The 9725-nt window shown below is 42.4% G+C and carries 7 protein-coding genes and 1 pseudogene; 1 reads left to right on the top strand and 7 read right to left on the bottom strand.

The features are described from left to right. The 7 genes and pseudogenes from ACFE93_RS15550 to ACFE93_RS15520 form a co-directional block, all read right to left on the bottom strand. Positions 1–1002: TIR domain-containing protein (locus tag ACFE93_RS15550; RefSeq protein ID WP_375474139.1), on the bottom strand; the 1002-nt coding region annotated here is incomplete at its 3' end. A 291-nt stretch (positions 1003–1293) separates the two neighbouring features. Then, positions 1294–1554: pseudogene (locus ACFE93_RS15545) on the bottom strand (TVP38/TMEM64 family protein); the annotation flags it as partial. A gap of 153 nt (positions 1555–1707) precedes the next feature. Continuing rightward, complete coding sequence (locus ACFE93_RS15540; protein ID WP_375474138.1) at positions 1708–4374, bottom strand: filamentous hemagglutinin N-terminal domain-containing protein; 2667 nt, start codon at positions 4372–4374, stop codon at positions 1708–1710. A gap of 321 nt (positions 4375–4695) precedes the next feature. Next, positions 4696–5262: a hypothetical protein gene (locus ACFE93_RS15535; protein WP_375474137.1), complete on the bottom strand. Its 567-nt coding sequence runs from the start codon at positions 5260–5262 to the stop codon at positions 4696–4698. Positions 5263–5374: 112 nt separating this feature from the next. Continuing rightward, the gene (locus ACFE93_RS15530; RefSeq protein WP_375474136.1) at positions 5375–5665 is read right to left on the bottom strand and encodes a DUF928 domain-containing protein; all 291 of its coding nucleotides are present in this window, start codon (positions 5663–5665) and stop codon (positions 5375–5377) included. Positions 5666–5853: 188 nt separating this feature from the next. Then, positions 5854–6567, bottom strand: coding sequence for a TIGR04283 family arsenosugar biosynthesis glycosyltransferase (locus ACFE93_RS15525; RefSeq protein WP_375474142.1), 714 nt, complete (start codon positions 6565–6567; stop codon positions 5854–5856). Further along, positions 6567–6962 carry a CU044_2847 family protein gene (locus ACFE93_RS15520; protein ID WP_375474135.1) on the bottom strand — a complete coding sequence of 132 codons (396 nt, stop codon included), beginning with the start codon at positions 6960–6962 and terminating at the stop codon, positions 6567–6569. Before ACFE93_RS15520 ends, ACFE93_RS15525 begins: the two co-directional genes overlap by 1 nt. Before the next feature lie 135 nt (positions 6963–7097). Between ACFE93_RS15520 and ACFE93_RS15515 the strand changes: the two genes are divergently transcribed. Then, positions 7098–9680 (top strand): pentapeptide repeat-containing protein, encoded by a 2583-nt coding sequence (locus ACFE93_RS15515; protein WP_375474134.1) that lies wholly within the window; start codon positions 7098–7100, stop codon positions 9678–9680. The last annotated feature ends 45 nt before the right edge of the window (positions 9681–9725 follow it).

The raw sequence follows: 9725 nt of genomic DNA, 5'->3' as shown, positions 1-9725 counted from the left end.
ACTTGCAGTGACAATCAGCTTGCTATCGGGGCTAAAACTGGCATTTCTGACTGAACCCTGATGCCCTGTAAGCTGCGTCCGTTCTTGAATCCCATCTAAAATTGTTTGTAAAGCTAATATGGGGCTGGCGACTGGATATTGTTCTAAAGGGCGACCATCCTTAACGAGTGACTGCAACCCTTGTGCTGCGCTCATAGCTGAGAGTAAAGCTTCTATTGATTGCAACTCAAACTGCTGTTGAGCTGCAACTCCCTCTCGCTCTAGCCTTGTGCCTTCTTGGGCTTCTTGAATAGTTTTGTTTGCCCAGGCTCCAGCTATTGCTGCTGATACCAATGTCAGAGCCAGCACGCCAAAACCAATGCGAACCATCTGTCTTGCCTGCTGTCCAGCTTTCATCAATCTTTGATACGCTGCTTCAGCTTCGCGGCTTTTACTAATGTAGTTCTTCTGCTGTTGGGTTGGTTGGGGTTGTTGAGCTGCACTAGAGACAAGCCATTGCTCTGCTGCGTCTAAATCAGTTCCACGTAGCAAAAAGCTGTCGTTACGTCCCTTGTTCTCCCACTCCAGCGCCCGAATTAGCAAGCGCGTATGCCCGTGCACATATTCTAAATTAGTATCAATTGCTTTAATTAGCTGGGGAAAAACAGTGTCAAAATTATCTTGTTCCCGAAAGAACAGCCAGTTGTGCTTGGCAAGGGCAGGATTAACCTGCTCCATGTCGAAGCCTTCTCGCCGCACAATTGGCACGAGACGCTTATTATTTTTGACTGCATGTTCAATCTCTTGATGGCAGACTTTAGAGGCAATGGAATCTGGGCTAATTACAAAGACAAAGGTGTTAGTTGCTTCAATCCCCGCTTCAATTTCTGCCCACCAGTCAGCAGTCAAAGGAATATCTTTCCAGTCAACCCAGGTTTCACGGTTCTGAGCTTTGAGGGCGTTTTGGAGAGTAACGACAAACTCCTTGTCCCGGCGCGAATAGGAGATAAAAACATCTGTCATCTGATTTGCTCAGTCTGCGTCTAGGTTAATTTAAACTGGCGAAAGTACTATAAGGTGTGTTTTATTTTTTATTCATAAGCGCTGTGTAAATTTAATTTTCCTAGAACTTATGCACTGAAGTCTGAAAGGGTGCATACCAGTTTTTATTTTTTAATGAGAAAATAATTTTGATTGCGCTCTGTAGAGACGGCGATTTATCGCGTCTTTTTAACGTGTTAATCTTTTAGACGCGATAAATCGCGTCTCTACATGAGATAAATCGCGTCTCTACATGAGGGCTTTGTTGCTCATCCCAGCTAAAGAACCAATGTAAACGTACATTACAGTACCAGGAATAATGCCAAAATAACCTAATATATAATCTTTGAGAGAAACTTGTGTAACTCTAAAAGCGTAATTCAATAAATTGAAAGGAAAGACAGGAAATAGACGAGTTAGCAAAACAATTTTCCACCCTTCGTTAGCAACTGCTAAATTAATTGCTTGAAATTTAGGATATTTGTTCATTTGTTGGCAAGCCCAATTTTGTGAGAGATGGCGTCCGATAAGAAAATATTCCCCGTAGTTTTTCACATCTGGAGGAGATTTTGTTGCACAAAGCGTAGGCGTAGCCCGTCGTAGACATCGCCTGAATCAATAACTAGCAACTTGGGTTAGTATCTCAATAAGATAAGTAAGCAGGACGCTACAAAAATATGAGTAATTTTAGCTACCATAACATTGAATTGGGTTCTGTATGGAAGTATGAGCAGTAGGGGTGGGTGAATTAGCACTCAGGACTATTTGTCCAAATGCGTTTAGTGTCGCACCTGTTGCTTCAACAATGCGTTTAGGAGTGGAAGTAGTTGATTCAATCCTAACAGGTGGTAAGGAACGGTTGTTGTTACGGGGTTTAAAGGATACCCAATCTATTTGTGGCGCATCTGGAGTGAGAATGTCTTTGGGATTGGGTGGTAAACCGCCGCGTCCAGTGATCACAAATCGGTTTTGGGCGTAACCAGGACTGTAACAACCTTGGGCTACTTTGGTGTCAACTGGTGTTGTTGGCAATTCGGTTAAACCACTGTTGGGGTCAATATCTGGGGTGTTGAGTTCTACAGTGCCTTGTGTACCAAATTCTGAACTAGCAGTGATGTCACTTAAGGGAGTCGGACTTTCACGAAACTGAATACCATAAATGCCAAAAGCTTTGATATCCACTCTCCCACCTTTGCCTGTAAAAGCATTGGCAGTGATGTCACTATTTTCATCTGGCACGGCAACGACGAAGCCATTAGGGGCATCGATGGTGATATTGCCGCCGTTTCCACCAGCCCTTTTAGTGCCTGCGCTGGTGGATATCTGACTGCCACGGTGCATTAGCAAAAAGTCTTGCGGTTGCAACTTAATATTACCACCCTCGCCTAATGTGGTTGTAGCTAAAATCTTTCCTTGGTTGTCTAAGTTGATAGAGCGAGCCTTTACCCAAATGTTACCTGCATCAGCAGTTTGTTCACCTAGTACGCGAGCAAACAGACCACTGGCAGAACCATCATTATCAACTATATCAACTATAGTCGGATTGATTTGCTGGTTTAACCGATCAGAGTAAGTCGGATCGATCCCAGAAATTTTGACGCTATCAGTGGCTGTTACCGTGATGTCACCTGCACGTCCGGTGCCGAAGGTACTGGTGATGACTTGTCCGCCATTAGTAGCCTCAAGAGTGTTGGCGTTAACAGTGATATTACCGCCTGGGGAGGCACTTCTAGTTCGCGCAGTCAAAACTCCTCCGTCTGATAGGCGCAATTTCCCAGTAGTCACATTAATATTGCCACCCTGACCAGCGCCTTCTTTCTCACTAGAAGTCACCAAGCCGCTAGAGAATGCCACTTTTGGATCTGCATTAACCCCAGAAATGTTGACAGAGCTAAAAGCATTGACGGGAGAGATATTAATATTGCCTGCATTTCCTTCTCCAGTGGTTGTGGACGATATTACACCACCCCTGCTTAAGGTAAGTTCCCCAGCCTTGATATTGATCGCGCCACCATTTCCTAACCCAAAAGTACCGCTAGAGACTTTGCTATTCTCAACAAAGACGGTATTTTGAGCATCAATAATCACGTTCCCAGCACGCCCTTCTCTAGAAGTGGTGGCATTCAGTGTAGAGTGATCGGTTAAGTATAATGACCCAGTTTTAATGTTGATGTCACTAGAATTGCCAATGCCTTTTTCTTCATTTGGACTTGTAGTAAGAAAACTATTTGCAATAAATACAGACTTATTAGCTTGTATAAATATACCTTTAGTCTCCCCGTCACCGTTGATGGTGGTGCTGAGTCTAGCGTTGTCGGCTAAGGAGAGCGACCCTGCCTTAATCAGGATACTGCCAGAATTACCTATGGCATTAAAATTTACGTCATTTCTGATAAGGCTACCGGAGGAAATTTTTATTTCTTCTGTAGCATCAAGCGTAATATCTCCTGCTGGAGTACCATCTGACTTCATATCTCTTCCTATCCCAGCCTCAAGACTACTTCGTTTCAAAACATCTAAATTTCGTGCGTTGATTGCAATACTACCTCCTCCTTTGCCTATTACATTAACTTGAGATTTCGTAAGTGATACATCTGCTCGTTGCACTTCTACAGGGTAATTTGAACGTAGAGTATTAGCCTCATCATTTAGCCCTACTGTTCCCGATGCTGCGACTCCTCCCAACTCAATTCGACCATCCTGTACGTTCAAATTTGCGTTATTATCTAAGGTGACATTGCCGCCCATTAACAACAAATTCTGACCGTTATCAACCGATAGAGATGCTCTATTTACTTGAATAGAATTAATCGGCTGATTGGCAATTTGATTGAATAGAAAAGCAGAAGGATTCACCGTCAGTAATTCAGGATTATTAGGAGCAGAAGCACTGAAAAAGCCCTGATTTCCAAAATCGATGGCATTGGCTGTCGTTGCTACAAACGAACCATGAATGTCCAATTTGGCATTCGGAGCAAAAACAATCCCTTTAGGGTTAATTAGAAATAGATTAGGATTAAGAAAACCAGAGGTGCTGAGAGTTCCCATAATCTGGGAGGGGCTACCACCCGTCACCCGAATTAAAATATTTTTGATAGCTACGCTAGGACTAACGAAATCAACTTTTTGTCCTTCGTCAATATTGAATTGCTGAAAGCTGTGGAACAGGTTGTGACCCGCCACGGTTCCCTCAGTGATGCTGATATTGTTTTTGTTAGAGGAGTTAACCACGGAATTAGTAGGCAAGGTCGTATCTGCAACCGGGACGTTTTGTGCTTGGGTAGGACTGAACTCGACTAGACATAAAAGAAAAATCCCACCTGTAAGCCAGAATGTGTGAGTGTGCTGTTTCATTGATAACTGAGAATAATTAAGAATTAGGCTAGTGCCTGCCGTTTGCTTAGATTAAGCGCACTATTAACAAGCAAATGGGTGATTGAATGTACTCTTTTTAAACCAATACAATTGCCTCAATTTTGCTTAAACCTTGGATAGGCTAGTAGGCATTTTAATTGTTGACATTCCGTCTCACTCTGATGCTGTTTTCTAATACTGCTCTATTTATAAGTCCGCTATATGAGCAGAGCTATTATTAAAACGGGAGTAACATTACACGATATAGCGGCAATTCATGAATTGCCGCTACGTGACAACTAGGGTTTCGGCTGTTATTGTTTAATCTGAATGATTTAATACGTAATATGTCAGGATGTAGTCAGCTGGGTAAACACTATCGAATCGGTACGAGGTCGAGGTGCTGTTTGCATCAATAGTATCACTGCCAAGACTCATATTCCCAGTAAATAGTTCTACCGTAATATTTTCATTAAAGTTTACGTTCCCAGGAAGGGGGGAGTAAGATTGTGGAGGGCTCATAGGAGAAGGAGAGCACCAAAAATTTGTGTCGTTGACTCTCAGGCATATTGGGTCGCCTCCGCCAGCATAACTGTGCAAGCATTCAAAAGATTTTAAAACTAATACTTTTGTCGGCTCGACCTCAGGAGGGCATGGGTCATCGTTGTTTAGCCCATCGTTTGTCTGAGGACGTTTTTTACTGATGGACTGAATGTCATTACCATCTCCTCCCACTAAGTAGTCTTTACCCGGCCCAGCTATTAGAGTGTCATCGCCTTCATAGCCGTATATTTTATCGTTTGCTGGAGTCTCAGCTAGATCCTCGTTTCCAGAGGTGCCGTAAATATTTGCCACGTTCGTTACTCCCGGATAAATGAGTATTTCCACTATTGATTTTACCTAGCAATTAGCATCACAGATGAGATTGTTAACAAACAAAACAAGGCCCTCTTCCCAGCATTCACAAATTTCCTAATATCAACCTCCAGCATTAACACTGTCAGTATTGAGTTATCTTCTGTTTATCCACCGCTTTAGCTGTATCGCAATTATTTTTCCAAACCATAACGCAAAACAAAGGCGCACAGGCAAATTCTGATAAGCCAACTGCTGTTAACAAATTAGCCCAATTATCACCAAGTACCCGCGAGGCTAAATTAGTACGGCGTATATCAGCTAAATTAGTTACAGTATCCTGCCAAATATAATTGACAGCATAGGCAGTATATGGTTTTAATTTTGCCGTCTTTGACTGACTTTCAAGTTCGCTGGTTAGTGGTACTCTTTGCACCTATGCTTTAACGTAAAAATACACAGATGTGGTTTGGCGATCGCAAAGCGACTCCTTGGGAGTCAGGCTTCCTCATTTTTATAAGTTTCGTGTTCAAAACCTGAAGTTTCAGCTTCAAAGACTCAACACCGAAGCTCAACACTTCAAATCCAATGACCTCAAGATATATTATCTACATGAGAAACAGCTTAAACCCTCTTAAGTTTTTCTCGGCGATACCAGCGACGAATTAGCTCAGGTGAAACGCCAAGTAAATAAGCAATAATTACTATTTGATTGAGTAGCGTAGTTTTGAATACTCCCTTTTGCAACCATCTACGAGCTGAGGTAACAACTGGTGTGGAGATAATTGCAATACGTCCTTTCGCTTTTAAACGACGTATGAATTCAAAGTCTTCCATGATGGGCAATTCGGGAAAACTGCCTATTTGCTGAAATACTTCCCTTGTTAAAAAAATTGCTTGGTCGCCATAGGGCATTTGGTAAAAATGCGATCGCAAATTTACTCCCCACTCCACCCATCGTAAACTTAAAAGTGACGCATCAATCCGCAACTTAAAAGCACCAGCCACAATCCCAGGCTGTTGTAATGCTGTGCGAATCATCTCATCAAACCCCGTTGGCAAACGGGTATCTGCATGGAGAAATAACAGAATCTCACCGCTAGTCGCTAAAGCACCAGCGTTCATTTGCACAGCACGACCAGGGAAAAATGATGAAAGAACTTTGACACCTAATGACTGAGCTATTTCTAGTGTGTTATCTTTTGAGCCACCATCTACTACTATGACTTCTATATTTGTACTGAGTTGAGTAGTCGCAATTGCTTCTTTAATATTTCCTGCTTCATTAATAACTGGAATAATAATCGAAATTTTAGCAGCACCAATATTCTGACTCATCATTGCTGAGTTTGTTTTTCCAGTTGGTCAGGAAATGAACACTCTACTGTTACTTTAAGATTACTTTCAGCCGTGCCTTTAGTTACGTAAGGTATACCTGCTTCACCGCCAACTTTGATGCCAAATTCTAGAGTGACTTTATCAATATTGGCAACAGGGATTTTCTTAAAAGCATTAAGTGAATAAACAGTGTAAGCCCGAATTGTACCTTCAATTGCTTGGAAATTTTGGACTATTTGCTTTTGTGCAGCATCAGCATCCCATCCCTTATCAATTAGTGCTTCTTCTCCCTCTGGAAAAACTTCGGTAATGACTGGTGGAGCATCTACATTATCTGTAGCTTCAATGTAAATAATAGTGCCATCTTCTAACTGAATAGGTGTGAGTTGAGTCATAGGATAAATCTCGCCTGAAAGAATTGCCTGTAGGGTGGCCCAGATGTGCTAACCTACAAATTTTTACGGAAAATGCGGTAAATTTCTTGTAGAAGCTGGAAATAATTCGGCACAACTATCATAGGGCTTTCTAAGATGAGTCGAGACGCTTTGGTGGTGGGAATTAATACGTATGACCGCTTAAAATGTCTCAACGCACCAGCTACGGATGCTGAAGCGATCGCTCAAATCTTACAACAATATGGTGAATTTCGGGTAACGCGGCTCCCAGCAGTCAAAGACAAGGAAAATGAGACGATTCGCATTGGTAAGCAAACTAAAGTTAGTTTAACTCAATTAGAAAGAGCGATCGTTCAATTGTTTAAGCCAGATGGTAAGCCGCCAGATACAGCGCTACTGTATTTTTCTGGTCATGGATTGCGGAAAAATTTAGGAATTCAGGAAGGCTTTTTAGCGACGAGTGAAGTCAACCCCGATGCGGGTAATTGGGGATTATCTCTACAATGGCTGCGACGACTGCTGCAAGAAAGTGAAGTCAGACAACAAATTGTGATTTTGGATTGCTGCTATAGCGGAGAAGTGCTAAATTTTGCAGAGGCAGATCCAGGCGATCGCGGTAAAGGTAGAGACAGATGCTTTATTGCGGCTTCTCGTGATTTTGAAGTAGCTTTTGAAGAGATTAACAGCCAACACAGCGTTCTCACTGCTGCACTGCTTCAAGGTTTGGAACCAAAACAAGAACGTTGGGTGAGTAATTACACTTTAGTAGACTTACTCAATCAAGAACATCACCCGTTCCCCCAGCGTCCCATTTTTGCTAACTCTGGTGAAGCAATTAATCTCACCCGCAAATGGAATTCCTCTGTTGTTAACTCGACAGTACAGATATCAGCTATTTGTCCTTACAAAGGGTTGTCTTATTTTGATTGCACAGAAGCAGATGCTAACTTATTTTATGGCAGAACTGCGTTAACCGACGAATTATTAGAAAAAGTGCGCTCCGGTAATTTCCTCGCTGTGTTGGGAGCATCAGGAAGTGGTAAGTCTAGTGTTGTCAGAGCAGGTTTACTTTATCAATTAAAGTTAGGACGCAAGTTATCAGGTAGCGATACTTGGCAGTTGAAAATATTTCGACCAGGGATTAACCCCTTACAAAATTTAGCACTGGCATTTGTAGAATCAGAATTATCAGATATTGAACGCGCATCACAATTAGCAAAAGCAGAAGAATTAATAGCTAAAGGCGCACTTGGTTTAGGACAGTTGATTACTGCTAGTCAAACTCAGCGCATCGTGTTAGTGGTAGACCAATTTGAGGAAGCTTTTACTCAATGTCAAGACATTACAAAACGACAGCAGTTTTTTGAATGTGTGCTAGGTGCTTTGCAACGAGATGACAATAAACTCTGCCTAATAATTACAATGCGGGCTGATTTTTTTGGCAAATGTCTGGAACAAGAGTATGGCGGACTAGCTAAGAAAATTCAAGAGCATTTAGTAACAGTAACACCGATGAATCGGGAGGAATTAGAAACAGCAATTATCAAACCTGCTGAATATATGAACTTAGCAGTAGAACCGGAATTAGTTTCTCAAATGATTGCAGATGTAGAAGATTCACCAGGGAGTTTACCGTTGTTACAGTACACGCTGACAGAACTATGGCAGCAAAGAACTGAAGAACGATTAACCCTGACTATGTATAGCAAACTAGGTGGAGTCAGGGGAACCCTGCAAACACGCGCTACAGAAGTTTATGAGTCATTATCACTTGAGGAACAGCAAGTAACAAAGCGGATTTTTTTAGAATTGACGCAGTTGGGAGAAGGAACAGAAGATACCCGCAGACAAGTTTTGCAAGGGGATTTAGTTACTTCACAGCATCCAGAAGGTGTAATTAATAGAATAATTCAACGGTTAGCTGATGAGAAGCTAGTTGTCACCAGTACCTTATCTAATCAAATTGCTGTGGTAGATGTGGCACATGAAGCACTAATTCGCCATTGGTTGCTATTACGCAAATGGATTGAGGAAAGTCGGGACATACTGCGACAAAAGCGGAAAATTGAAGCGGCAGCTATTGAATGGCGAGATAGGCGAAGGGTTAAGGATTATCTCTTTCAGGGAAAGCGGTTAAGAGAGGTAGAAGATTTTCATAAGCAAAAAACTGAGAACTTAAGATTATCTGACCTAGCTATTGAGTTTATTCAAGCAAGTGTCAGACAAAGACGGAATAATCGCTTTCGGTCAATTGCTGTTTTCTTAATTATCCCGCTGGGTTTGGGCATAGTTATTGAAAAACCGATTAGGATAAACCAACTTTGGAAAACTGTTGATACTGCTAGAGGAAAGAAGGATAGTAACGCAAGAATTCAAGCACTTGAAAAACTAGTCCAAGCTGGTGAGAGTCTAGCTAAGAAAGATTTCAGCGGTGCCAACCTCAGGGGTGCCAACCTCAGCAATGCTGACCTCGGCGATGCCAACCTCAGCGGTGCCATCCTCAGCATTGCCAACTTCAGGGGTGCCAAAATCAGCGGTGCCAACCTCAGCGGTGCCGACCTCAGCAGTGCCGACCTTAGAAATGTCAACGTCAGCAGTTTCATCAGTGCCGACTTCAGTGATGTCGACCTCAGGATTGTCAACCTCAGCAATGCCAACCTCAGCGGTGCCGACCTCAGCAATGCCAACCTCAGCGGTGCCAACCAACTGGCTGCGTAGAAAAGCGGTGCCTAGCAAAGAGATGACAAACAATGATTAGCAAAA

Origin of the sequence: uncultured Nostoc sp. (assembly GCF_964247315.1) — a bacterium.
GTDB lineage: Bacteria > Cyanobacteriota > Cyanobacteriia > Cyanobacteriales > Nostocaceae > Nostoc.
This window is presented reverse-complemented; position numbering and strand designations above follow the sequence as displayed.

Excerpts from the sequence above, each read along its gene's own strand:
- ACFE93_RS15540 (WP_375474138.1), bottom strand. The coding sequence starts at position 4,374 with ATGAAACAGCACACTCACACATTCTGGCTTACAGGTGGGATTTTTCTT.
- ACFE93_RS15525 (WP_375474142.1), bottom strand. The coding sequence starts at position 6,567 with ATGAGTCAGAATATTGGTGCTGCTAAAATTTCGATTATTATTCCAGTT.
- ACFE93_RS15520 (WP_375474135.1), bottom strand. The coding sequence starts at position 6,962 with ATGACTCAACTCACACCTATTCAGTTAGAAGATGGCACTATTATTTAC.
- ACFE93_RS15515 (WP_375474134.1), top strand. The coding sequence starts at position 7,098 with ATGAGTCGAGACGCTTTGGTGGTGGGAATTAATACGTATGACCGCTTA.